24 protein-coding genes are annotated in these 24,297 nt (G+C 59.5%); 10 read left to right on the top strand and 14 right to left on the bottom strand.

Annotated features, from left to right (window positions below; all coding sequences use genetic code 11):
• Positions 1–114: 114 nt before the first annotated feature.
• Both BM438_RS26205 and BM438_RS26200 read left to right on the top strand, forming a co-directional pair.
• Positions 115–1,869 (top strand): FAD-dependent oxidoreductase, encoded by a 1,755-nt coding sequence (locus BM438_RS26205; protein ID WP_093640030.1) that lies wholly within the window; start codon positions 115–117, stop codon positions 1,867–1,869.
• A gap of 89 nt (positions 1,870–1,958) precedes the next feature.
• The gene (locus BM438_RS26200; RefSeq protein ID WP_093640222.1) at positions 1,959–2,876 is read left to right on the top strand and encodes a hydroxymethylglutaryl-CoA lyase; all 918 of its coding nucleotides are present in this window, start codon (positions 1,959–1,961) and stop codon (positions 2,874–2,876) included.
• Between the two features lie 72 nt (positions 2,877–2,948).
• Here the strand turns inward: BM438_RS26200 and BM438_RS26195 are convergent, their stop codons facing one another.
• From BM438_RS26195 to BM438_RS26170, 6 genes are all read right to left on the bottom strand, one after another.
• A complete protein-coding gene (locus BM438_RS26195) occupies positions 2,949–3,557 on the bottom strand; it encodes a TetR/AcrR family transcriptional regulator (protein ID WP_167378459.1) in 609 nt (202 codons plus the stop codon).
• A 113-nt stretch (positions 3,558–3,670) separates the two neighbouring features.
• On the bottom strand, positions 3,671–4,744 hold the full coding sequence (locus BM438_RS26190; RefSeq protein WP_093640025.1) for a maleylacetate reductase: 1,074 nt from the start codon (positions 4,742–4,744) through the stop codon (positions 3,671–3,673).
• A gap of 27 nt (positions 4,745–4,771) precedes the next feature.
• The gene (locus tag BM438_RS26185; protein ID WP_093640023.1) at positions 4,772–5,656 is read right to left on the bottom strand and encodes an intradiol ring-cleavage dioxygenase; all 885 of its coding nucleotides are present in this window, start codon (positions 5,654–5,656) and stop codon (positions 4,772–4,774) included.
• 33 nt (positions 5,657–5,689) lie between these two features.
• Positions 5,690–6,613, bottom strand: a complete 924-nt coding sequence (locus BM438_RS26180) for an amidohydrolase family protein (RefSeq protein ID WP_093640020.1) — start codon at positions 6,611–6,613, stop codon at positions 5,690–5,692.
• 440 nt (positions 6,614–7,053) lie between these two features.
• Positions 7,054–7,893: an aldo/keto reductase gene (locus BM438_RS26175; protein ID WP_093640017.1), complete on the bottom strand. Its 840-nt coding sequence runs from the start codon at positions 7,891–7,893 to the stop codon at positions 7,054–7,056.
• A gap of 165 nt (positions 7,894–8,058) precedes the next feature.
• Positions 8,059–9,129 (bottom strand): porin, encoded by a 1,071-nt coding sequence (locus tag BM438_RS26170; RefSeq protein ID WP_167378458.1) that lies wholly within the window; start codon positions 9,127–9,129, stop codon positions 8,059–8,061.
• A 307-nt stretch (positions 9,130–9,436) separates the two neighbouring features.
• On the opposite strand from BM438_RS26170, the gene BM438_RS26165 reads away from it, so the two are divergent.
• Positions 9,437–10,213, top strand: coding sequence for an IclR family transcriptional regulator (locus tag BM438_RS26165; protein WP_093640011.1), 777 nt, complete (start codon positions 9,437–9,439; stop codon positions 10,211–10,213).
• Between the two features lie 7 nt (positions 10,214–10,220).
• Here BM438_RS26165 and BM438_RS26160 read toward each other — a convergent pair whose 3' ends face one another.
• The 6 genes from BM438_RS26160 to BM438_RS26135 are packed head-to-tail and all read right to left on the bottom strand — an operon-like array spanning position 10,221 to position 16,214.
• A complete protein-coding gene (locus BM438_RS26160) occupies positions 10,221–11,087 on the bottom strand; it encodes an alpha/beta fold hydrolase (RefSeq protein WP_093640008.1) in 867 nt (288 codons plus the stop codon).
• Positions 11,088–11,138: 51 nt separating this feature from the next.
• On the bottom strand, positions 11,139–12,248 hold the full coding sequence (locus tag BM438_RS26155; RefSeq protein ID WP_093640004.1) for a flavin reductase: 1,110 nt from the start codon (positions 12,246–12,248) through the stop codon (positions 11,139–11,141).
• Positions 12,245–13,267 (bottom strand): LLM class flavin-dependent oxidoreductase, encoded by a 1,023-nt coding sequence (locus BM438_RS26150; protein WP_093640000.1) that lies wholly within the window; start codon positions 13,265–13,267, stop codon positions 12,245–12,247. Before BM438_RS26150 ends, BM438_RS26155 begins: the two co-directional genes overlap by 4 nt.
• Positions 13,268–13,305: 38 nt before the next feature.
• The gene (locus tag BM438_RS26145) at positions 13,306–13,671 is read right to left on the bottom strand and encodes a VOC family protein (protein WP_093639997.1); all 366 of its coding nucleotides are present in this window, start codon (positions 13,669–13,671) and stop codon (positions 13,306–13,308) included.
• A 58-nt stretch (positions 13,672–13,729) separates the two neighbouring features.
• On the bottom strand, positions 13,730–15,391 hold the full coding sequence (locus tag BM438_RS26140; protein WP_093639994.1) for an AMP-binding protein: 1,662 nt from the start codon (positions 15,389–15,391) through the stop codon (positions 13,730–13,732).
• Positions 15,392–15,425: 34 nt separating this feature from the next.
• Positions 15,426–16,214 (bottom strand): enoyl-CoA hydratase/isomerase family protein, encoded by a 789-nt coding sequence (locus BM438_RS26135; protein WP_093639991.1) that lies wholly within the window; start codon positions 16,212–16,214, stop codon positions 15,426–15,428.
• Positions 16,215–16,543: 329 nt separating this feature from the next.
• On the opposite strand from BM438_RS26135, the gene BM438_RS26130 reads away from it, so the two are divergent.
• From BM438_RS26130 to BM438_RS26110, 5 genes are all read left to right on the top strand, one after another.
• A complete protein-coding gene (locus tag BM438_RS26130) occupies positions 16,544–17,551 on the top strand; it encodes a zinc-binding alcohol dehydrogenase family protein (RefSeq protein WP_093639988.1) in 1,008 nt (335 codons plus the stop codon).
• Positions 17,552–17,798: 247 nt separating this feature from the next.
• Positions 17,799–18,479 (top strand): TetR/AcrR family transcriptional regulator, encoded by a 681-nt coding sequence (locus BM438_RS26125; protein WP_093639985.1) that lies wholly within the window; start codon positions 17,799–17,801, stop codon positions 18,477–18,479.
• Positions 18,480–18,672: 193 nt separating this feature from the next.
• Positions 18,673–18,957, top strand: coding sequence for a DUF4148 domain-containing protein (locus BM438_RS26120; RefSeq protein ID WP_093639982.1), 285 nt, complete (start codon positions 18,673–18,675; stop codon positions 18,955–18,957).
• Positions 18,958–19,221: 264 nt separating this feature from the next.
• A complete protein-coding gene (gene wrbA, locus BM438_RS26115; protein ID WP_093639979.1) occupies positions 19,222–19,821 on the top strand; it encodes an NAD(P)H:quinone oxidoreductase in 600 nt (199 codons plus the stop codon).
• Between the two features lie 145 nt (positions 19,822–19,966).
• Positions 19,967–20,944, top strand: coding sequence for an alpha/beta hydrolase (locus BM438_RS26110; protein ID WP_093639976.1), 978 nt, complete (start codon positions 19,967–19,969; stop codon positions 20,942–20,944).
• 53 nt (positions 20,945–20,997) lie between these two features.
• Here BM438_RS26110 and BM438_RS26105 read toward each other — a convergent pair whose 3' ends face one another.
• On the bottom strand, positions 20,998–21,915 hold the full coding sequence (locus tag BM438_RS26105) for a LysR substrate-binding domain-containing protein (RefSeq protein WP_093639973.1): 918 nt from the start codon (positions 21,913–21,915) through the stop codon (positions 20,998–21,000).
• A 199-nt stretch (positions 21,916–22,114) separates the two neighbouring features.
• On the opposite strand from BM438_RS26105, the gene BM438_RS26100 reads away from it, so the two are divergent.
• Together BM438_RS26100 and BM438_RS26095 are read left to right on the top strand one after the other, a co-directional pair.
• Positions 22,115–22,813: a pirin family protein gene (locus BM438_RS26100; protein WP_093639970.1), complete on the top strand. Its 699-nt coding sequence runs from the start codon at positions 22,115–22,117 to the stop codon at positions 22,811–22,813.
• A 48-nt stretch (positions 22,814–22,861) separates the two neighbouring features.
• Positions 22,862–23,284 (top strand): DoxX family protein, encoded by a 423-nt coding sequence (locus BM438_RS26095; protein WP_093639967.1) that lies wholly within the window; start codon positions 22,862–22,864, stop codon positions 23,282–23,284.
• 101 nt (positions 23,285–23,385) lie between these two features.
• Here the strand turns inward: BM438_RS26095 and BM438_RS26090 are convergent, their stop codons facing one another.
• Complete coding sequence (locus tag BM438_RS26090; RefSeq protein WP_093639964.1) at positions 23,386–24,270, bottom strand: LysR family transcriptional regulator; 885 nt, start codon at positions 24,268–24,270, stop codon at positions 23,386–23,388.
• Positions 24,271–24,297: the final 27 nt, after the last annotated feature.

Genomic DNA, 24,297 nt, shown 5'->3' with positions numbered 1-24,297 from the left:
TAGCGAAAACCGGACGGGATCGTAAAAACAGAGACTCGTACACTCGCCTTGAGTTAGTTATCCAAAGTATATGGAAGCGGCGAGGCACGAAGGCATGACAATTGGAGGTGTCGAATGTATGAAATAACCACAGACGTACTCATCGTCGGAACGGGGCCTGCCGGCTCCGCCAGCGCCGCGCTGCTTTCGACGTACGGTATCAACAACATGGTCGTCAACCAGTATCGTTGGCTGGCCAACACGCCGCGAGCGCACATCACGAACCTGCGCACCATGGAGGTCCTGCGTGACCTCGGCCAGCAGGTGGAGCAGGAAGCCTACCTGCACGCGACGGATCAGGATCTGATGGGCGGAACGGTTTTCTGCGAAAGCCTGACCGGTGAGGAGATTGGCCGGGTGCCCAGTTGGGGACTGCATCCGCTCTCCAGAGCGGAGCGTCAATTGTCGAGTCCGACGAAGATGAACGATTTGCCGCAGACGTTCATGGAGCCGCTGCTTTTTAAAACGGCTTGCTCGCGAGGCACTGAAGCGCGGATGAGCACGGAATATCTGAGTCATACGCAAACCGACGAGGGTGTTCTCACGCGCTGCCGTGACCGATTGTCGGGCGAGGAGTTTACGGTCAAATCCAAGTACCTGATCGGCGCGGACGGCGGGAACTCCAAGGTCGCAAAAGATGCAGGTCTGCCTTTCGAAGGGCAGATGGGGGTGCGGGGATCGATGAACATCTGGTTCCGCGCGGACCTGTCTGAATTCGTCGCGCATCGCCCGGCAGTGTTGTACCCAATCATGCAACCGGGCGCGGAAGTGGGCGGTATCGGAATGGGCCTGATCCGGATGGTTCGGCCGTGGCACGAGTGGTTGATCGTTTGGGGCTATGACATCAACGAGCCTGCGCCGGTTGTGGACGAGGCAAAGGCCACCACGATCGCACGCCAACTCGTGGGTAAGCCGGATCTCGAGATCGAACTGCTGGGCGCGAATACGTGGACAGTGAACAACATGTACGCGACCCGCATGCAGGAGGGGCGAGTGTTCTGCATGGGCGACGCGACCCACCGGCACCCGCCATCCGGCGGCCTGGGCTCCAACACGTCGATTCAGGACGCGTTCAACCTCGCATGGAAGCTCGCGGAAGTCATCAAGGGGCGCGCGGGTGCAGCGCTTCTGGATACCTATTCGGTCGAGCGCGCACCGATCGCCAAGCAGGTCGTCACCCGCGCGAACCAGTCGATTGCCGAATTTGCTCCGCTTTATAGCGCGCTTGGCATCGACAAATCGAATGACGGGGAAGTCCTGCAAGCGAATATGCATGCTCGAAGCGGATCCACGGCGGCCGCCGAAAAACAGCGGGACGAAATTCGGGAAGCATTGGCGTTCAAGCGATATGAACTGGACGCCCAGGGCGTGGAGATGAATCAACGCTACCAATCGAGCGCTGCGGTGACCGATGGGCAAGCCGAACCGGAATTCACGCGTGACCGTGAGCTGTATTACCAGGCGACGACCTGGCCCGGCGCGCGTCTGCCGCATGCCTGGGTTTTTGACGCCCGTGGACGCCAACACTCGACGCTTGACCTCGCGGGACATGGGCGATTCGTACTGTTCACAGGTCTGGGCGGCGAAGCCTGGGTTGAGGCTGCCGCGAAGGTCGGTGAGGAACTGGGGTTGAAGATTGACGTACACGTTATTGGTCCGCGTCAGGCCTATGCGGACCACACGGGCGACTGGGCTCGCGTGCGTGAGATCGGCGACAGTGGTTGCGTATTGACCCGCCCGGACCATCATGTTGCCTGGCGTAGCCTTGCGTTGCCTGGTGATCCGGTTGTCGAACTTCGCCGGGCACTGGGGCAAGTGCTCTCGAAGTAAATAGTGGAAACGAGGGTCTCGCCTGGAGAGGCGACCCTCGCCACGAAATGGAGTTTTCAATGAATCAGCAGGAACGTTGGAGAGAGGGCATGAATAGCGGCCTTCCAAAGCGCGTACACGTTGTCGAAGTCGGGCCTAGAGACGGTCTGCAGGCGGAAAGCACGTTCATCCCAACGGACACCAAGATTGAACTGGTCAATCGGCTCGTTGGCGCCGGCGTACAACGAATCGAAGCGGCGTCCTTCGTCTCGCCAAAATGGATTCCGCAAATGGCCGACGGTGCGGAAGTTATGGCTGGGATCGATCGCGCAGCGGGGGTCTCGTATGCCGCGCTGACACCCAACATGAGAGGGCTTGAGGCCGCGATTGACAGTAAGGTCGACGAGGTCGTCATTTTCGGTGCGGCGAGCGAAGCATTTTCCATTCGCAACATCAATTGTTCTGTCGCGGAGTCGCTCGAACGATTTGCGCCGGTTGCGCGTGCGGCGAAAGAAACGGGATTGCGATTGCGCGCCAGCATTTCATGCTCGTTCGGATGTCCGTATCAGGGGGCGGTGAGTGTCGATGCCGTCGTCGATATGGTCAGGCGTTTTCGCGATCTGGGGTGTGACGAAATCGACATTGCCGACACCATTGGGGTGGGTACGGCGCGCCAGGTTCAGCGAGTGGTTGAGGCCGCTTCCAGGGAGTTTCCGTTGGCGAGTCTCGCTGGTCACTTTCACGATACCTATGGACAGGCGTTGGCCAATATCTTCGGCGCCCTTCAGGTTGGAATGACAACGTTCCACGCGTCTGTTGGTGGACTGGGCGGTTGCCCCTATGCCAAAGGCGCCACCGGCAATGTTGCGACCGAAGATCTGCTCTACCTTCTGGATGGCCTCGGCATCGAAACAGGCATTGATCTGGACGCCGTCGTTTCGATTGGCGATTGGGTGAGTCAGCAAATGGGCAGGGAGAATGGTGCGCGCGCGGGTAAGGCATTGACAGCGCGCAAGGCACTCAACTGATGTTGTTGTGTCAGCGGAGATCGACCGTTTGAGTGGGCGTCGGCAAATATCGCGTTGCGGGATACGGCCCCTCTAGCGTGATGCAAATGCTCCGAACACGAGCTGCTCGACGGTGCGCCAATATTCTTCGGCCAGCGCCGGATCGGATGGTGATAGATCGCTGGTCGCCGAAAATTCCGGACCGAAGCCCGAGAGGGTCGACGTCAGACTAATCAGCATGTAGTGGAAAACAATCGGCTCGACGTTGGGTAACGCGTGTTCCTCCTGGGCGGCGCGGATTTGCGGTAGCAACCAGCCGATTAACGGTTTCAGAAAAGCATCGGCGAGCCATTGCAGCCGCGAGCTGGAACCTAGCGATTCCTGAAGTATGAAACGGTGGAACTCGGGAAACGCTACCGTGAAGCGAAATAGCGCCCTATATGCCAGCTTGAGCCGATCGACTGCGCTAGCTGGACCGAAACCAGACAGACTTGCATCGCGTTCTTGCCGGACGCGCTCGAATACATATTCGGCCACCGCCTGCCACAGAATTTCTTTGGAACGAAAGTGGTAGGTGACGAGCGGGTGTTGCATCCCAATCCGGTCTGCAATGCTACGAATGCTCGCGGCCTCGAAACCCTTCGATGAAAATTCCGTAAGAGCCGCATTCAGGATGGCCGAACGCGTTTCCTGCGCGCGCAACTGTTCAGTACGCTTCAGTTCAACCGGTCGACGTGCCCGGATATCTCTTGCCTCAGGAAGGGTAGGTGACGCCATGTGCGAATACCTTGCGGCACGTTGAAAAGAAACTCGTTCTACAAGCCATCAATGGGTGCGCTACCGTCGAATGCCCGCTGCAGTAAAGCGCGAATTGCTTCGCGTTCTAGCGGACGGGGATTCCAGTAGGCGTTGTTGCACGCAATGTCGGCGGCCTGGTCGAGTTGCTCTTCGCGCATGCCGATCTCCTTGAGTGCAACGGGTGCACCGTTTGCGCGCGCGAGTTCGTACAGACCTTGCGCCGCGCTGTCGTGCCCGAGCGCCCGTGCGATCCGTTTCATCGCATCCGGCACTGCGCCTGCGTTGTACGCCAGGGCGTGCGGCAGCACGATTGTATGGGTGGGCGCATGCGGCAGATTGAAACTGCCGCCGAGCGTATGACATAGCTTGTGGTGCAATGCCATGCCGACGCTTCCGAGCACGGCGCCGCAAAGCCAGGCGCCATAAAGCGCATCGGCGCGTGCGGATGGGTCGTTCGGCTGTGCGACGATTTTGGGTAAGCTGCGCGCGAGCGCTGCGATGCCTTCTTCGGCCATCAGGCTGGTAAGCGGATTGGCATCGCGTGAATACAGACCTTCTGCCGCGTGTGCGATTGCGTTGATGCCGCTGGTTACGGACATGCTGACTGGCAGCGTCAGGGTCAGGTCCGGATCGTAGACAACCGTCTTCGGTAATACGCGCAGATCGGTGCCGGTCCGTTTCAGGCCCGATTCGGTCAACCCGAAAATGGGCGTCATCTCACTGCCGGCGTAAGTGGTCGGCACGGCGAGAATGGGCAGACCTGTCTCGAGAGCAAGGCCCTTCGCGAGGCCGATTGCGGAGCCGCCGCCCACGGCGATGAGGCAGTCGGCATCCAGCGACGTGGCAACCGTGCGTACCTCCGTGACCAGTTCGACCGGTACGTGCATGGCAGCTCGATCAAAGACACCCGCTGCGAGTACACCCAACTGATCGGCAACCGATACACCCAATGTGCGTTGCTCGTGACTACACAGAACCAGAGCGCGGCCTACTTGCAGCGTGTGCAATTCGCGTTCGATGTGGCTGCGTGAGCCGCACCCGAAGACGACACGCGTGCCGCGCCCGTTATAGACGAATTCAGATGGTGACATGGCGGGTTCCGGCGAGAATATGCCCGTTCATGACCCGCGTGCCGCAGGGTTGAGAACGAAGTCGTAATCGAGCGTATAAAACGGGGTGTCCATCGCCGTGCCGTCCGGCGCGATGCCCGGCGAGTGCTCGACCCAGTCGACGATCAACGTTGAGCGCACGCCGAATACGGCGTCCGAGTCGAGATACTTGTCCCCGTTCCTGAACACGTGCGTAATCAACGGCTCGTACCCTGGCGCTGTGATCCAGAAGTGCAGATGGGCTGGGCGCCACGGATGGCGTCCGAGCGCATCGAGCATTCGGCCAACCGGGCCGTCGTGCGGAATGGGATAGGCCTCGGCGAGAATCGAGCGGAAATGAAAGAGCCCGTCTGGCAGCGTCTGCAAACGACCACGCGCTTGAAACTCCACGTTTGGATCCTGCGAGTCTCCGTACTGCACGTCGTAGTACCCGTCTTCATCGGATTGCCAGACTTCGATCGCTGCGCCGGCTACAGGTTCTCCGGAAAGACCCCGAACGCGGCCGGCAACAAAGCAGGGGAGACCCGCCGCACCGTTCGAGATATCGTCACCGTTCCTGTACTCGGGGGCGCCGGCAACAAAGAAGGGGCCAAGAACGGTTGCTTCCGTGCATTCGGCCGGCTTGCGGTTGTTCTGCGTCGTAACCAGCATCGACAAACCGAGCGTGTCGGACAGAAGGACGAACTCCTGGCGTTTTTCGTCCGTGATATGGCCGACCTCGGTGAGGAAGTTGATGGCATATGCCCATTCACTCTCGGTCAACTTCACGTCTCTTGCGAACGAATGCAAATGCTGGACAAGGCTGGTCATTACCGTGCGCAGCCTGTCGTTGTTACAGCCGGCCATTGCCGCAAGCACCGCCTGGGTGATGGTCTCTTCGTTGATATTACGCATCGTCTTTCCTTGAACTCCGCGTTGGCAAACCCGTTAGCGCCCAAGCAACTGGGCAGCATTGTCTCCGTAGACCTTGTCCAACTCGATGCCGGGGATCTGGATATTATCGAGCACATTCCCGAACTGCCGGATTGCGCTTGTCGGTGCGAACGGGAAGTCGGTCCCGAAGAGAATGTGATCGGGGTCGGCCACTTGCGTCAGCGCACTGAGAGGCGCGTTGCCGGCGGAAAGCGCTGTGTCGAAGTAGAAAGATCTGACCGCCGCTAACGTGTCGCCCACGCGCTCGGCCACGGCGGGCATCATGGAAATGGAGAGGGCGATGCGAGGGACGAGAAACGGCAGGGTCCCGCCAGCATGCGAGAGAATAAACCGGATGTTCCTGAAGCGGCTCATCGCCCCTGACATGATCAGGCTGGTGGCCGTACGTGTCGTTTCGAAAGGATACTCGAGCACGGACGCCGGAGCGACCGGTGGTATTTCGTGAGGCGGCTGATTGGGGTGAATGAAAACCACGGTCCCGCGCCGGTTCAGTTCTTCCCACAGCGGCGTGAAATGCTCGTCCCCCAGATACAGCCCGTTGTAGTTCGTAAAGGCAATGAAACCGTCCACCTTCAGCACGTCAAGGCAATAGCTGACTTCCTTCAGAGCGGCGTCAACGTCGGGCAGCGGCAAGCTTGCAAATGAGCCGAACCGTCCGGGATGCCGGGCTCTGAGTTCCGCTGCGAGGTCGTTGCATTTTCTCAGCAGTGTGGCCGCATCCGGAAGCGTGGGGCCGGAGGAGATGGACAGGATGCCCTCGTCGATTCCGTTTTCATCCATCATCGCGAGGGCTGCCTCGACGGACCAGGTTGGGGCCACGCCGCCTGGCATCGCCGCATTCAGCAAGTCCAGCCCAACCGCGTCCACGTAGAGCTTCGGCAGGAAATGTTGGTGCGTGTCAATTTTTCTCTTCGGCATGGCCGTTGTCTCCTATGAAGAATTCTTTAGCATCGGGCGGGGGCATTCCCTCCTCGGCTTGGATTCATCTTATACGTTATTTTTTACGTTTGCAAAGTTTAGTGAGCAATGCAATCGCGAGCATGTTCCCGGTTGGATTGATGTGATGTCACATGCGCCGGTGCGGCCTGAACGGGGTTTCAACGTTTCATCAAGCGCAATGATGCGTTGCAATTCAGGAGATGCACGCGTGAAGGTGCCGACCATACTATCGACTCACGAATCAGCCCATTGCGGGTTTCGTTAGGCCGATGTCGATCAGGAGGTCAAAATGATGAAGAGGGCGACGTGAAGAAGATCGGCTCCGCTGGCGCCACCTGTGCACTGCACAGTCACCGCTGCGTGCCGACCTTGATTGATGCCGTTGTTTCGTTTCCGGTATCACGCCAAAGACCGGCTGATCAGACAGCTGTGCTATCCCACCGCGGGGCAAGACCGGGCGGATCGACAATCCGGCTGTTTGCCGTCGCCAATGCGTGAATTGCGGCCATGTCCGCGTCATCTAACTCGAAGTCGAACACCGCCAGGTTTTGTGCCAATCGATCGATCCGCGTGGTTCTCGAAAGCGCCACAACGCCGCGCTGTTGAACAAGCCACCGCAAGACGATCTGGGCGATGGTTTTGTCATGACGAGCGGCGATCTCCTTGAGCGTTGGGTCCGAGAACACTCGGCCAACCGCCATGCCGCAATATCCTGTCACGGCAAGCCCGGTCTCGCGCGTGCTTTCGATAAGCAAGGACTGGTTCAGATACGGATGGTATTCGAACTGATTCGTGACCAATGGCGCTGCTGAGAGCCGGATCGCTTCCGCCATCTGTGCGCGGTTGAAGTTGCTGACGCCAATGTGCCGGACCTTGCCGGCACGCACGACCGCATTGAGCTCCCCGATCTGTTCGGCGAGAGGCACATCCGATCCTCCCGGCCAGTGCAGCAGGAGCAGGTCGATGTAGTCGGTCTTGAGCTTGCGTAGGCTTTCGTTGACGGACGCATCGAAGTGCCTTGCTGAGTAGTTGCTCACCCAGACCTTGGTCGTCAGAAATATGTCGCTTCTTGGGATGCCGGATGCGGCGACGCAGTCGCCGATTTCTGCCTCGTTACGGTAGATTTGCCCGGTGTCGATATGACGGAAGCCGGCACGAAGGGCTTCAGGAATCATTCGATAGATGTCGTCGCCAGTCATCCCGTAGGTGCCGAAGCCTATGGCCGGAATGGCCGCGTTACCGGCGTGGACGTTCTGCATGCTATTCCTCATAGACTAGGTGCAAAGGCGGCGGTCTTGGACAAAATCGCCCCTCGGCGTGTGATCTCGTGAAAGGAAAGGTACGCGATTCCATGCCCTGAAAGAAGCCTATACATTTCGATGCAACCTATCGTTAGAGGCGATACACATCCGGCAGTTGCACCGCTAGAAGTTGTGCTGAATACCAATCGAGACGCCGGTGGTGGACCGGCCGGATGCCATGCCTGCGGCCGCAAGCGAAGCGAAGCCATTGGCGCCTGACGCGTGTTGGTAAGTCACCTGCTGGTAGACGGTAGTTCGTTTCGACAGGAGGTAAGCATTCGAGACGGTAATGGTCTTCCAGTTTCCGCCGTCGAGATTTTCCACCCATCCGCCGACCGAGAGGACATCGTCGGGCACGATGGTCCAGTTCGCACCGGCGTCGACGGTGTTGGCGTTACCGCGGCCAGTCGCCAATGTGATGCGCGACTGCGTAAACGTGGCGTGTAGCAGCACATTCTTCAATTGATACGATGCGCCGAGCCCCCAATTGACGAGCTTGTTCGCGACAACGCCTTCGGCCTGAGGCAGTGACGTTCCAAAGAGCGACGGCAGACCGATAAAACTGGAAAGCTCCAGAAAGCGGTTGTTCTCGTTCGCATACGTGGCGGCCAGACTCAGCGGCCCTGCCTTGTACTGGACAAAGAAAGAGTAGTCTCTGCTCTCGCTGAAATTGCCGGCCACATTGCCAAAGGCAAATTCCGCCCCCGAGGAGAACCCGCCAATGGTCGGACTCACATATTTCACTGCATTGTTGAACTGGAAGAAGTTGGCAATTTCATCCAGATTGCCTTGATGAAGCGTGAGAATGTTGCCGAGGAGGAAGGGCGTTTGATAGCTGGACAGAATGTCGTACATGAAGCTGGGTTGGTGACCGAGCGTCAACGTCCCATAGCTGTCCGATTGCAGTCCAACATACGACTTTCTGTTGAATAAGGTCCCAGGAACCAGTTCCCGGCCATTGTTTAGCAGGTACTCGTTCTGAAGATCGAAGATGGTGCGCAGCCCGCCGCCGAGATCTTCAACGCCCTTCAAGCCGAAAATGTCGGGTGCGTGCGTGTTTCCCTCCTGGACTAGCGCGTGTCCTCCGACGTTGCTGATGTACTGCACTGCCGTGTCCGCAATTCCATATAAGGTAACGCTGGATTGCGCGTTGGCGGCACTGATCACAGAAAGTGCGGCAATCGCACCTGCCATCGTACGTCCATAAATTGCCATGCCTTGTCTCCGAACCGGTTGTTGCTCTTCCGAAGAAGTTATTTGAATAAAGGGGAGCGTATGAAATCTGTACTACTGATGAAATGCGATGCTAAAGAGTCAAGCGTTTTGTTCCGACTGCTCGCTTGTCTCTGATCGTCCTAACTCGCTGGTGTTGCGTTCAACAATAATGAATGAGATAATCTATGTTGAACACTATAGGAGCCATGCCCCAGGCGTGTCAACATGACGGCCGTCCGTGGAAACCCGGGGCGGCGATTTTTTATCACTTCCATACGGTTGAAAAATGACCAATGTGACTGCGAGGCGCGGCATTCAGTCTGTCGAGATTGCGTTCCGAATCCTTTCGGCGTTGCAGACGAGTGAGCGAGCACTCCCGCTCAAGGAGATTGCTGCGTTGTCCGAACTGTCGCCAAGCGCGACGAGCAACTACATGATCAGTCTGGTGCGAACCGGGCTTGCGTCGCCGGACGAAAAACCGGGGTGCTACAAGCTCGGGCCGGCCTCGCTTGCTTTGGGCATGAGCGCGATCAATCAACTTGACGGATTCGATATCGTGCGTCGGGAGGTGGTCGCTCTGCGGGAAGCAACGCTGAGCGGCGCGGCTGTCACCGCATGGACCGAAGATGGACCGGTGAGTCTCTTCAAGCAGGAGGGACAGACGCGCAGCATTCTCGAGCTGAGAACAGGGCTGATTCCGCTCGTCACGACTGCTGCGGGAAAGCTGTTCATTGCCTGCCTTCAGGCTGCACGTACCGACGATCTCATCAGCCACGAACTGTCTGCGGGACAGGAATGGACTGCGGCTTCCTTGCGGGAAGAAGCGATCGCTGAATTGCGCAACTGTGGCTTCACGACGGTTCATCGCGGGGAAATGGGTTACGTGTCTGTCGCGGCCCCTATCTGGGACAGGGACGGCGATCTCCGATTTGCCATCAGTCTCATCGGATCGCCTGCAACGCTGAACACGGACGTTGACGGTAAAGAGATCAAGGCGCTACTCGATAGCGCGGTTCGCGCTACGGCTGCACTGGGCGGCAAGGTCCCCAAGAAAATCGGGTAGAAGCCCCTCAGTCTGTCCCGGCTTCCGCCGCTGCCAACACAATGGAATTGAACGCCTCCGGCGCTTCAATCTTCGGCATATGGCCAATTCCATCGAGCACGAGGAGTGTCGAACCATTGGCCGCCTCGTGAATCGGCCGCGCATGCTCGTCAGCCGGGGCGACGCGGTCCAGGCTGCCGACAATGATGGAGATCGGCGCCTCGATCGAACGGACAATGGATGGTGTATGCGCAGAGAAGAGCATGTCTACGGCGTGTTCCCAGCCGGTCGGGGTCACCCCGTCTCTTAGCCGGGATACGACCGCGCGAACCAGGGGGCTTGCGTTCGGCGCGATCAGCGCATTGACCACGGCGGCGCGTGCCTCGGGCGATTGTGCCGCCGCGCTTCGCATCAGAACTTCTCGTGCCGCCTCGCGCTCCGCACCGGATAGATGTCCTCGCGCAACATTGGGTGCGCTCAATACAAGGGCGTGCGTAGCCGACGGGTACCGTGCCGCAAACGTTGCGGCGATGACGCTACCCCACGAACTGCCTACGACGGTTGCACGCGCTATACCGAGCGCAGACAGCAAGGCCATGAGCGCATCCGCGTAATCCGTGGCGGCCGGCGTGCTGATCGCAAAGGGGCTGCTTTGTCCATAGCCAGGGGCGTCCCAGGCAATCACCCGATGGCTGCTGCTCAGTGCGGCAAGCTGAGCGCGATATCCCGCCGAGCTCGAACCAATACCATGCAGCAGCACGATGGCCGGCGCGCGCTCGTCGCCAGCAGTGCGATACGTGATGACCCGCTTGTCGCCGAGTGTGGGGAGATTCACTCGTGCCTGTTCGACAGCGGGCAGCGAGGATTCGAGTAGGTGGCTATCTGTTTCAGTCATGGTTGAAGTCTGGCCTATATGTCAGTCGCTTTAACTTGGGCGAATGCCAACTCACGCTTCTCGCAATGCAGCGGAGATCTCATACGCGGCGGCTTTGAGGGCTTCTGCGCAATGGCCGTCGGCCGCGGCATCGAAATGCTCGGCTGGGCCTATCGCCGTCAGTGCCAGCACGGCCATTCCACTCGGGGAAAGAATGGGCACGCTGATGGCGTTGGCGAGCATACGGTCGTCGTAGAACGGAGCGGGGCGCCTCGTCGCAACCTGCGAGACCCTGACGGATTCAAGTACGCTTACGAGCGATTCCGCAGTGGGGAGCACTTCGCCAGACGCTTGCCGTGCGTTGTCACGCAGTTCCGCTGTCACAAATCGATCGACGGCTTCGGGCGGAAGGAACGCCGCCAGCGCCAGGCCCGAAGCGGAAGAAGTCACCGGCAATACAAGCCCAAGCGGCAGATCGGCGGCCACAGGCGTGGTTGCGGCTTGCCATGCGATCACCGTGGGACCGTGATTGCCCCACGCTACGAGTGCAAGTGTCTTGTCGAGCGTATGTGCGAGCCGCAACATCGCGCGGCTGGCCAGCCGGACAGCATGTGGCTGCGATTTCATCGTGCCCGCCGTTCCGAGCGGCGCGCGGCCGAGGTCGTGCGGGTCAGCAACCAGATACTGTCCACCGCCGAATACCAGCGGCCGACGCGTGCTCTGGCGTATGCATTCCACCGACCCGACAAAAATCACGTGGTCGCCGCCCGGAAAGCGCGAGACCACCTTGCACTCCAGCCATGCGCTGCAATCGCGCAGTAGCGGCAGTCCGTCGACCCCAAGGTCATAGTCGATGCCGGCGAATTTGTCCGGCGACCGGGTCGCAAAGTGATTGGCGAGCTCGTATTGATGTTCAGCGAGGATGTTGATGGTGAATCGATCGGCATCCCTGAACGCGGCGTGGCTTCCCGCAGAGGTTGCCTGGCTCCACAGGACCAGAGGCGGATCCAGCGAGACCGAGGAAAACGAATTGGCGGTAAGGCCATGCATTTTCCCCTCGTCATCGAGCGTGGTGACCACGGTGACGCCGGTGACGAAGGACCCGAGCACGTCTCTCAACTGACGCTTTTCGAACGTCCTGACGGCAGGACGCTCCTCGTCTAACGAAATGCTTCCGCTCATGACAGAACCTTTTGCGACTCGCTGAACGCCGGCATGACGGACTCGTGAAACAGGCCGATAGATGTCTTCGCTTCGGAGACGGACATGTCTCCGAACGTGAATGTTCCGATGAGGTAGTTGAATGCCCCTTCGTGTGCCTGCTCCAGCAGCTTTTCGCGCACGGTCTCCGGTCGGCCCACAACGGCCAGACCCGATTCCACGAGCGGCTCGATCGTCGGCGGAAGCTTCTGGTTGACCGGTTCCGTGCCGTGCTTTTTCCAGAGCTTGAAGAAGTTCGGATGGAAAACCGACCATGCTCGCGAAGCAATTTTTATCGCCTCCTGGTCCGTTTCAGCGACCACGATGTAGCGATTCACACCGATGAGCGGCTCCGCGGCGGACGGGTGCCGCCTGGCGAATTCTTCGCGATATCGATCGGTGATGGCTCTGACTCGCTGAACCGGGCCGCCACACACGATGTTCATCTTCTCCTGGGCCGGCCATACCGTCGACTCCGGCGATGCCAGCGCGTACCAGGTGGGAGGAGGCGTCTGCAGCGGTTTGAGTTCGATCGGCATGTCGTTGAATTGCCAGAACGTTCCCTGATAGTCGAGCGTATCCGAACTCAAATACCGCTTGATGATTTCATACGACTCGACGTACCTCGCCTGGGCCGTGGCCGGATCGATACCGAGCGCCTCGATTTCGTGAGGCGAGGCGCCGCGGCCCACGCCATACTCCAGGCGGCCGCCGCTCAGATTGTCGAGCATGCAGATTTCTTCAGCGAGACGGACCGGGTGGTGGATCGGGAGAATGTAGACGAGCGGTGACAGGCGCAGTCTCTTGGTGCGCTGTGCGGCAGCGGCAAGAAACACGCTTTGCGACGGGCAAGCGCTTAGCGTGGTCGCGTGGTGTTCCGACATGTGATAGGCATGGAAGCCGAGCCTGTCGTAAAGCTCGATAATCTGCATCCTGTCTTCGTACTGCTTATGAATAGGCAGTCCATTGCGATCGTTCTGGTCGAATATACCGAATTTCATGATTTTTCCAGTAAGTGCGAAGTGTGTGATCTTCTGACTTAACGGGTCGAAGATTTGCTGAATACCTGAAAGATGTTCTCTTCCGGATCCTGGTAGGTGGTTACGATGCCGTGTGTGCCCATGTCGCGCTGCGCGAGTTGCCGGCCGCCTGCGGACAGGATCTTCTGCCGGACCTCGTCCTGTGCCTCACCGGCGACCTGGAAGACGGGGACGGCCCCAACGGCTCCCTCTGCCGCTTCCTCCGCCGAACTCAGTGCAAACGCGCTGCGCTGCAGACGAAATTGAGTCCACTTGTTCTCGTCGCGAAACTGGACAGGCATCCCCAGCGCCGACGCATAGAAATCTTCCAGCCTGACCATATCCTTCGCGACGAAGTAGATGGTTTGTACGTCAACTTCTGCCATGGCGGCACTCCGGTAAATGGTTGTAGCGGGATTGATGTGACCTCGTTGTCAAGGCGTATCACGCTGTGTGCTGTTCTTCCAGTCCGAGTTCTTCACTCATGATTTGCCGAATCACGTACTTCTGGATTTTTCCCGTCACGGTGGTCGGAAACGAGTCGACAAAGCGGATGTATTTGGGCACCTTGTAATGCGCTATCCGGCCCTTGCAAAATTCGCGGACTGCTTCGTCGTCGAGAACCGACTCCGGCCTGACGACGATCCACGCGCAGAGTTCTTCGCCGAAGTGCTGGTCCGGTACGCCGACCACCTGCACATCAAGCACGCCCGGGCAGGAATACAGAAACTCTTCAATCTCGCGGGGATAAAGGTTTTCACCGCCGCGGATGACCATATCCTTGATGCGCCCGACGATGTTGACGTAGCCATCCGGATCCATCGTGGCGAGATCGCCCGAATGCATCCAGCCTTCGGCGTCGATTGCGTCGCGCGTCCGGTCGGGTTGGTTCCAGTAGCCGAGCATGACCGAGTAGCCGCGGGTGCAGAGTTCGCCGGTCTGGCCGCGCTCCACAGTCTGGCCGGTGAGCGGGTCGATAATCTTTACGTCGAGGTGAGGCAACACCTGGCCTACCGTGGATACCCGCCGCTCGACTGGCGTATCCGTCATGCTTTGGCAGCTCACAGGGCTCGTTTCCGTCATGCCGTATGCGATCGTGATCTCGGGCAAATGCATTTCGCCGACAACCCGCTTCATGATCTCGATAGGGCAAGGCGAACCAGCCATGATGCCGGTGCGTAGACTGCTCATATCGAACTCTGCAAAGCGCGGGTGATTGAGGGCCGCAATGAACATGGTCGGTACGCCGTACAGCGCCGTGCATTTTTCTGCCTGGACGGTGTCCAGAACGGCTTCAGCGTCGAAGCGCTCGGCGGGGTAGACGATCGTCGAGCCATGGGTCAGGCAAGCCAGATTCCCCATCACCATGCCGAAGCAGTGGTACATCGGAACCGGAACGCAGACTCGATCCACGTGAGTGAGCTTCATGCACTCGCCCACGAAGAAGCCGTTGTTCAGGATGTTGCGATGACTCAGCGTAGCGGCCTTGGGAAGCCCTGTTGTCCCGCTGGTGAACTGGATGTTGACGGCATCGTCCGGGCGCACGGCGCGGCGTACGTCCTGAAGCTTTGCGCTGTTTGCATCGCCGGAGCGGAGCAGGTCGGAGAAGCGTTGCGCGCCGGCTTCATCCGGACAGTCCGCATCGTCGATCCACCAGATCGTCTCAAGGCTCGGAAGCCGGGCCTTTCCCAGCTCCCGCAACATGTTCAGATACTCGCTCGACCGGTATCGGACCATCGTCACGATGGCTTTGCACCCCACGAGGTTAAGCGCATGCTCCAGCTCAGAGGTCCGATAGGCCGGGTTGATGTTGACGAGTATCAACCCGGCCTTCGCCGTGGCCAACTGCAGTAGCAGCCAGGCGAGGTTCGTGTGGGACCAGATTCCGATCCGCTCGCCCGGCTTGAGTCCTGACTCGAGAAGCGCGGCCGCAAGCCGATCCGACTTTTCGCGAAGTTCGCCGTAGCTTAGCTGCACTCCTTCATGCCGGCTGACTACCGCGACGTGCTCACCCATCTTGCTGGCGATCTCGTCAAATGAATCGCCAATGGTTTTGTCGATCAGCTTTGGGGAACGTGTTCCGCGCTGATATGAAAGTGTGTTCATCGGACTCTTCCGTGCAATGCGCCTGACAAACGGCTTATTTGCCGACAAATACGACCGGAGTCGGTTCTTCGCCTCGAGCGAAGGCTTCTGCACGCGCAGTTCGCCCTTTCCTGGCGTCTTCCGTCATGTGCAGCCCCATGGTGAGGTCGAGGATCAGCGAGTCCGCACCGGGCACGCCGCCGCCTGACCATGCCTTGAGAAGGGCCCGAATGGCGCCATACGAGCGCGTAGGGCCGTTCGCAAGCTTGATGGCGAGATTGTCGGCAACGTTTTCGACCTCATCTTCGCCGACGACGAAGGCGGCAACGCCGAGCCGACCGGCGGTCGCGCCGGACATGGGTTCGCTCAGCATCGCGTAGCGCGCGGCATACGCACGACCCGCTCTTTCCGCGAGGCGCTGCACGCCGCCAGCGACAGGCGCCGAGCCAACGGACGCTTCAATGCAACGGAAGGTAGCGTTCTCCGCCGCGACGATGAAGTCGCAAGCAAGAGCGAGTTCGAATGCGCCGCCGAACGCCGCGCCGCGCACGGCGGCAACTGTCGGGATCTGAAGGGATTCGATTGACCGATAGGTATGGTGAATCTGCGAGATGAACGTCCGCCAGTCATCGAAATCTTTGTCGATGAAATCGAGGACGTCGCCGCCCTTGCTGAAATCGGGGCCTTCCGCACGGATCAGGAGCGACCGGATATCGGTCTTGCTGGCTTCCCGGACGGCCTTTTCAAGGCAGTCAGCGAAATCAGCCGCGATGAGATTGGAGGGCGGATTGGCCAACACGATATGGCCTACGTTCTGACGACGTTCAAAGTAGATGCTTTCCATTGAAAGGAATCCTTAATAAATGATGGCGATCGTAAAAACCTCGATGTCTCCTGCCAGGCACTGCACTGCATATATTCAACAATAGTGAATGCGTGCAGCATTGTTGTATATTAGGATGCCGGTGGAGACGTGTCAACCATTCGCTGATGACGTTCTGCCGTGCGCAATGGTGCTTTGCCATTCGGGACACTGGCGAGCGACCGTTGTGGATATAGGATTCCAGACGGGTCAAACCACAAACCATCGGCAATTTCAGTCGTTAGCGATTTGACCTGTGCTTCGCACGGCCCAGCCGAAAAAGTTCGGCATAGGCGACATTGGAGAATGTAATGAAGGCGATTGGCTATAAAGCAAAGGGTGGCGTCGAGGTTTTGACCGAGCTCGAACTTCCGATGCCGGAACCTGGCCCACGCGATTTGCGGGTCGCCGTGAAGGCGGTGTCGGTGAATCCTGTCGATGTGAAGCGCCGTCGCTGGGAGGATCCTTCGGAGAGTCCGCTGCCGAGAGTGTTGGGCTACGACGCGGCAGGCGTGGTCGACGCGGTTGGAAGCGAGGTCACGCTCTTCAGGCCGGGCGACGAGGTCTTCTATGCGGGGGCGATGGATCGCCCCGGGACCAACTCGGAGTTTCATCTCGTCGACGAGCGGATCGTCGGGCCCAAGCCCACCTCGTTGTCGTTCGCCGAGGCGGCGGCCTTGCCGCTTACTTCGATAACTGCATGGGAAATGCTCTTCGATCGCATGAAGGTGCCGCGTGGCTTGCACGCACCTGGCGGCACGCTGCTCGTTCTGAACGGCGCAGGGGGCGTTGGCTCCATGCTGATCCAGTTGGCGACCCGCCTCACGGGCCTCACTGTCATCGCTTCTGCGTCCCGGCCCGAAACTGTCGAGTGGGTGAAGAAGCTCGGCGCGAAGCACGTTGCCGACCACAGCAAGCCCATCGACGAAGCGCTGCGCGCAATCGGCTTCGATGGCGTGGACTATATCGGGGCGATCACTTCGATGCCCGGTAGCGCCCCCAGTCTCGCCCGTGCGTTGAACCCCCAAGGCCATATCACGCTGATCGACAACTTCGACGACAGCATTGCGCCATTCAAGCCGAAGAGCATCACGATTTCGTGGGAGATGATGTTTACCCGGTCGCTGTTCCAGACAGCGGACATGGATGCGCAACACCGCTTGCTGAAAGAAGTGTCGGAGATGGTTGACGCCGGCCTGCTGCGGACGACGCTCACGCACGTGGAAGGGCCCTTGACGGCAGCGAATCTTCGCCGCGCACACGAACGGATCGAAACAGGAAAGGCTATCGGGAAGACCGTGCTGGAAGGCTTCCAGTAATGATTGTCGAGTGTCGTTTCCGCGTGGCTTGGTCAGCGCCGCGTCATGATTGCGGGGTGTTAACCACACTTGACATTATATTTTCCAATCGTATAGTAATGCGACGAGGCGTGCATGGAGCGACATGGCTTACGAGCCGATGCTTCCAGCGTCGATCACGCGAGATTCGCAAAAATGCTTTGTCGGAAGAACCGCTGCAACAATCTTTGATGCCGGTTCGGCTGCTGACACAGAGGATGGCTAAACGATGTGGAAAGCATTGGTGGATGAATTTGCTCAGCAGGATGAACGTGAACCCGACTCATTGCGAGTGGCGCGGTCCGCGATCCGGCGAAAGAACGGCAGACTTCCGGAGGCTCCAACGGACGATCTCCGGAACACCATTCTTGAAGCTGCAGTAGCGCTTTTCTATCGCGAGCCGATCGAGTCGTTGAACCTCGATCGGCTCGCCGATCAAACGCGGCTCAGTAAGCGCCACATCTATCGAATTTTCGGCTCGCGCAAGGCGTTTCTACAAGCCTATGCTGAGCTGCTCTGTGATCGTCAGCGTGCGCAATGGCGGGAAGCTGGACATCGATCCGGCGAGGAGCCTGTCCAGCACTTGCTCGAGCTCTTTATCGATGTCGCCGTCGAACTGGCTTCCGATAGCCATCAGCCCAGGCAGCCGCAATTGTCGCCGATACAGTTCTCCGACGAGGATCATCCTGTCAGGCTATCGCGTATCGAACTTGGCCGGGAGTTTCGCGCACTATTGATGCGACTGGCTATTGCCGTACATGCAGTAGATGCCGAGGCGTTGGTGGATACCTTGATGATGCTTTGGGAAAATGCAACAAGCAACGCCAGATCAGGCAGCGATTCCCGGCGGGTCGCTCAGCGTCTGCCGACCCTGGTCGACCACGTCATCAGGAGCTACGTGACGCTGTAGGTACGCAGGGTGGAGGTCGCATCATCCGCTCTTGCATACTCAACGGCGACGTTCGCCGATTGTTGCCGCATCAGCAACAGAGAGTTCAAAAACTAGTACTTACCCTAACGATTTTTGCCCTTTAGACTGCATGCAGCCTTGGCAGCGAAGCTGCTCTGAAGCGCAACTAAAACAATCGTTGAGGTAGGTCACCATGAAGTCGTTCACCAGGATGGTTCTCATTGCTGCTGTTTTTGCAGCACCCGTCGCATCGTTCGCCCAGTCCAGTCAGCCGGTAAGCCGTGAGCAGGTGCGCGCCGAGCTGGCCCAACTTGAGAAAGCCGGCTACGACCCGCATGACTGGCTTCACTATCCGGAGAACATCCAGGCAGCTGAAGCAAAAGTCGCGGCGCAAAATGCCGCAGCCCAAGCCCCTGTTTCGGGCTACGGTGGTGCTGTTGACGGAACGTCCCGTTCGGGCGCAGCAAGCGGTCTGTAATATCGATGTAAAGGCGCGATTCTCGAAGATCGCGTAATTTGCGGCTGAGGCTTTCCACCGGTATTGGTGGGAAGCCTCAGCCGCTTTGCTTTATGGGCGTCTGCCAGCCATCATTCGGATGTGTTGATTAATTCTTGTCGTTCTGCCAAAAGCAACGATCCGTTGCAACCGTGGAGCTATGCGCCTAAGCATTTCAGCCGTAGCCTTCAGGTCGAGTCATCATTTCCCACCGTGGTACCACGCAGATATAGGAAGGAGATCGAAATGTCGAAAGTTCTGGTTCTATATTATTCCTCGTATGGCCATGTCGAAGCGCTAGCGGATGCCGTCGCCGAAGGTGCGCGCTCCACGGGGGCCACGGTCGACGTCAAGCGCGTGCCGGAGACTGCGCCGGCGGACGTGGCCAAGGCCGCGTACTTCAAGCTCGACCAGCAAGCGCCGGTAGCGACCGTCGCCGAACTCGCCAACTACGACGCTATTGTCGTCGGCACGCCGACCCGATTCGGGCGAATCTCGTCGCAGATGGCGTCATTCCTGGATCAAGCCGGTGGGCTATGGATGAGCGGTGCATTGAATGGCAAGGTTGGCGGTGCGTTCACGTCGACGGCGAGCCAGCACGGCGGGCAGGAAACGACGCTGTTCTCGATCATTACCAATCTGCTGCACTTCGGCATGACCGTCGTCGGCCTGCCGTATAGCCACCAGGGGCAGATGACGCTGGACGAAATCGTCGGCGGTTCGCCGTACGGCGCCACGACCATCGCCGGTGGGCAAGGTCAACGCCAACCGAGCGCAATCGAGCTCGCCGGCGCTCGCCACCAGGGCGAACTGATCGCCCGAACGGCCAACAAGCTGTTTGGCTGAACGTTAGACCTAGTCGCACCGTTGACGCGCGCATGAGACGGCCAGGTGGAAATCCGCCTGGCCGGCATGACCTGGATACGGACCGTCCTTCGACATTCGCCGAGGACCGGTGCCATTGACAACCATTCATTCGAAAGAGCTGAGCATGCAACGTTCGACAACTGAAGGTGCGTTGAAGGATTTCGTCGTAACCCATCCGCTCGACCCGGAAGACGCGAAGATCACCGCTGCGGCGCGAGCCATGGCAAGCCCCATGAAAGGCAAACTGAGGGGCATCGAAGCACGCGAGCCTTTCGACGCCATGATGGAGCGCGTTTCGCCACGCGACGACGTGAGCTTCGAAGCCGACACGGTTGGCGGCATTGCAGGGTTCTGGGTCCATCCTGCGCATGCCCGGTCTGACGAAGCGATCCTCCATCTGCACTCCGGATGGTTCAACCTGGGAAGCGCCAAAGCATTCCGTCACCTTGTTGGGCACATCGCCGCGAGGGCGGGCGCGAGTGCATTTATCCCGGACTATCGGCTTGCACCCGAGCATCGTTTTCCCGCGGCCGTCGACGATGTGCTGGCGTCTTACCGCGGGCTCGAGGAAAGGGGAATTCGCCGGATTGCCATCACGGGCGACTCTGCCGGCGGCAATCTCGCCCTGGTACTCGCCGCACGCGTCTCCGCCGACGCGGCCTCCGCAAAGGCGGCGCTTGTCGGCGTGGCCGCACTGTCGCCGGTTACCGATCTGACGCTCACGAGCGAGACGTATGTGACGCGCGCGGATGCCGATCCGTATTTCACCCTTCCGCAAGTCGCGGAACTGGTGCACGCCTATCTGGGTAGCGCCGACCCGAAACTTCCGCTCGCTTCGCCGCTCCACGGGCGGCTTTCCGGCTTGCCTCCCGTTCGCATTCATGTCGGCGACGACGAAGTCCTGCTCGACGATTCGCGCAGTTATATCGAGCGTGCGATTGCCGCCGGAACCGATGCCCGGCTCGATGTCTGGATGGGGATGCCGCATGGCTTCGCCGGCAGCATTGGAAGTTTGAAGGCGTCGGCACAAGCGCTGGATGCCATCGGCGGGTTTCTCACGGAGAAGCTGCTGGCAGGCGCAGACCCGCATACAGCACGCTGAAACCGCGCAGAAGGGCGGGCTCGTTGCGTGCCAACGCTCAACGAACGAACGCTCTAGCGCTGCCGGTTCTGACCTTCGAATCCGGCCACGAGCGTATCGAGCAAATGACGCACGGCCGGCACCATGCCCCTGCGCGTGGGAAAGATCGCATGCACGAGGCCCGGCGTGCTAGCCAGACCCGGCAGCAGGTGCTGCAGGCGGCCGGCCTGAATATCAGCCTCAACCAGTTCTCTCGGCAGCATGGCCACGCCGACACCGGATATCGCCGCCACGCGAAGGCTCGCCAGGTCGTCGGTGGCGAGGCGGGGCTGGTGCGCCCATGAGGTCACGCGCCCCTCAGCGTCGACCAGATTCCACACAAATCGCTCATTGCTGCTCGCCATGGAAAGGGTAGGCCATTCCTTGACGGATTCGATTGAGCTGGGCGCCGGATGGCGCGCGGCCAGTGCGGGACTGGCAACCAGAATGTGGATCGACAAACCCAACTGGCGGACGGCGAGATCGGTGTTCTCCAGCGGCGGCAGCCTGACCCGGATGGCAAAGTCCAGGCCTTCCTCGACGACATCCACGCGGCGGTTGGTTGCATCCAGCAGGACCTGGACATCAGGGTTGTCTTGCACGTATCGCGCGATGATCGTGGAGATTCCGGACTCCAGTAGGGCCACCGGGCAGGCGATGCGGACGGTGCCCTGCGGCTTGGAGCGCGTGCGCTCCACGATCTCTTTCGCGGCCTTGGCTTCCGCCACTAGCGCCAGGCAATGCTGGTGGAACTGCCGCCCGGTTTCCGTCAGGGAAAGGCTCCGGCTGGTGCGATTAAGCAGGCGAACGCCAAGCTCTTCTTCCAGTGCGCGAACGCGCCGGCTGAGTTTCGAGGTCTGCAAGCCGAGGCCGCGCGCGGCCGCCGTATAGCTCCCACGCTCGACCACCTCTGCGAAGAGCCGAAGATCATTGAGGTCAGTGATTGCGTTCATAGGCGGACTTCAACTCCTTCTAATCGTTCTATTGGTGGCAACGAAACGTTTCATTGTAGGAGATATGCGTGAGTTCATTGCGAATATAGCATTCTTCCCATCAACCGCATCACTTGTATCAGTGCCGAATCCGACCGGTCGTACAGGTGACAAGCGCCGCATCGGCGGCGGGAAATGGTGGCGAGAAACGGAGATGGACATGCTCACACACAGGCGTTGGGACTCACTGGACACGGCGAACCGGGATTGGCTGCGCGCGAAATACCATTTTGCGGTGAGCGCCGACGGCAATCCCGACCATGCCGCTCTCGGTCCCCTGATTGTGTGGAACGACGACGAGATCGCGGTTGGCAGCGGTTTCCCCATGCACGGGCATCGCGACATGGAAATCATCACCTATGTGCGCCAGGGCATGCTCGGGCATCGAGACACTTTGGGATCCGAAGGAACGATCCACGCAGGCGATGTCCAGGTCATGAGCGCCGGCACGGGCATACGCCACGCCGAGTTCAACAAGGGCGAAGTGCCGCTCAAGGTCTATCAGATCTGGCTGCTGCCGCGCAAAGCCGGTGGTGAACCCGCATGGGATACCAAGCCGTTTCCAAGAGGCGACCGGTCAGGGCGCTTTGTAGCCCTTGCCAGCGGGTTTGCCGGCGACGAAGGAGCGCTGCCGATTCGCGCCAATGCGCGCGTGTTCGGCGCAATGCTAAAGGCAGGCGAAAGCGTTCAGCACGAGTTGAGTCTGGCGCGTCGTGCCTATCTCGTCGTGGCCTCGGGACGCATCGAAGTGAATGGCGAGCCCGTTGGGCCGCTGGATGGCGTGGCGATTACGAAAGTCGCCGCGGCACAGATTTCTGCTCTTGAAGATTCCGAGCTGGTGATGGTGGACGCCGGCTAATTCTCTTTCTCTTAATCCACCTGCGTAAATTTATCTTAGGAGTTAGTCATGGAACGTTTTAAATTTCTTCCGTTGTTGGGTCGTGTTCTGATCGGTGCACCGTTTGTCATGAGCGGGCTGGGCAAACTCGCGGCGTATGGCGCGACGGTTGGCTACATTGCGGCCATGGGGCTGCCCGTGCCGCCACTCGCGTTCATTCTTGCCGTGCTGACCGAGTTGGGCGGCGGCCTGCTGCTGCTGTCGGGTTACCGCGCTCGCACTGTGTCGTTGGGGATGGCGGTGTTCTGTGTGGTCACGGCGCTGTTCTTTCACCATAACTTCGCCGATCAAAACCAGATGATTCACTTCCTCAAGAACGTGATGATGGCCGGTGGTCTGCTGCAAATCACCTGGTTCGGCGCCGGCGCATTCAGCCTGGACGCGCTCACCGGCCGGACAGCTTTGCGTGTCTCGCCTGCGAACGCGAGCTAAAAGTCTGATCCGCTGAGACGACCGGCCAACCAGCTGACCGGCTGGCTCGTCTCACCGGGATCGGCGCTCGCTGCAACGCCAGCGGGGCGCTGTCATACCGCTTACTTCCCCAACTGTGCAATGAAGGCGCGAGCGGCCGGCCCCGGCGGCGCGTCCTTGCGGTAAACCACCTTCATCGGCATCGCTACGTCGCGCGGCAGGCCTTCAATGCGAATCGCCACCAGGGTGCCACTGTCGAGATCCTCCTTGACCATGTGCAAGGGCATATGCCCCCAGCCCAGGCCGGCCTTCAGAAATGCATACTTGGCCCCCAGATCCGCGAGCCTCCACGTCGAGGTGGACAGCACGCCGAATTCGCGTCCCTCGGTCAACGCGGTTCGGTCGCTGAGTACGAGTTGCACGTGCTTCTTGATTGCGGTGGCGGAAACGATGCCCCGGCTATTTGCGAGCGGATGAGCGGGGCCGACAACCGTCACCAGTTTCAGCTCGCGCAAGGATTCGACCTGTAGTTCATCCGTCACGATCGGCAGCGTGCCGATCACGCCAATGTTGCAGATCCGGTCGAGCACCAGTTTCATCACACCGCCCAGTGCCTCGACATAGAGCCGCAGCGGCGTGTGCGGATAATCCTTCTGGGACTGAGCCGCCGCGCGCGTCAGACTATCCATGGGGTACATCACGTCCATCGCGACGGAGAGTTCGGGCTCCAGACCTTCTCGCATCGCGCGTGCTCGCGCCTTGAAACCATCGATCGTGTCAGCCACTGAGCGGGCGTCGAGCAGCAAGCTCTTGCCTGCGTCGGTGAGTTGCGGGTAGCGGGCCGTGCGATCGAACAGCTTCACTTCGAGCTGTGCCTCGAGATTCGCAAGGGTCTGGCTAACCACCGATTGCGCGCGCCGGAGCTTGCGTCCGGCTGCTGAGAAGCTGCCTTCATCGACCGCGGCGATGAAGGTCCGAAGCTGGTCAAGCGTTACGCCGTCAAGCATATCCATCGCTCCAAACGATACCTAAAA

This window comes from Paraburkholderia aspalathi, assembly GCF_900116445.1.
GTDB classification, from domain to species: Bacteria; Pseudomonadota; Gammaproteobacteria; order Burkholderiales; family Burkholderiaceae; genus Paraburkholderia; species Paraburkholderia aspalathi.
Note: the sequence above shows the minus strand (reverse complement) of the source record. Positions and strands in the feature narration are given on the sequence as shown.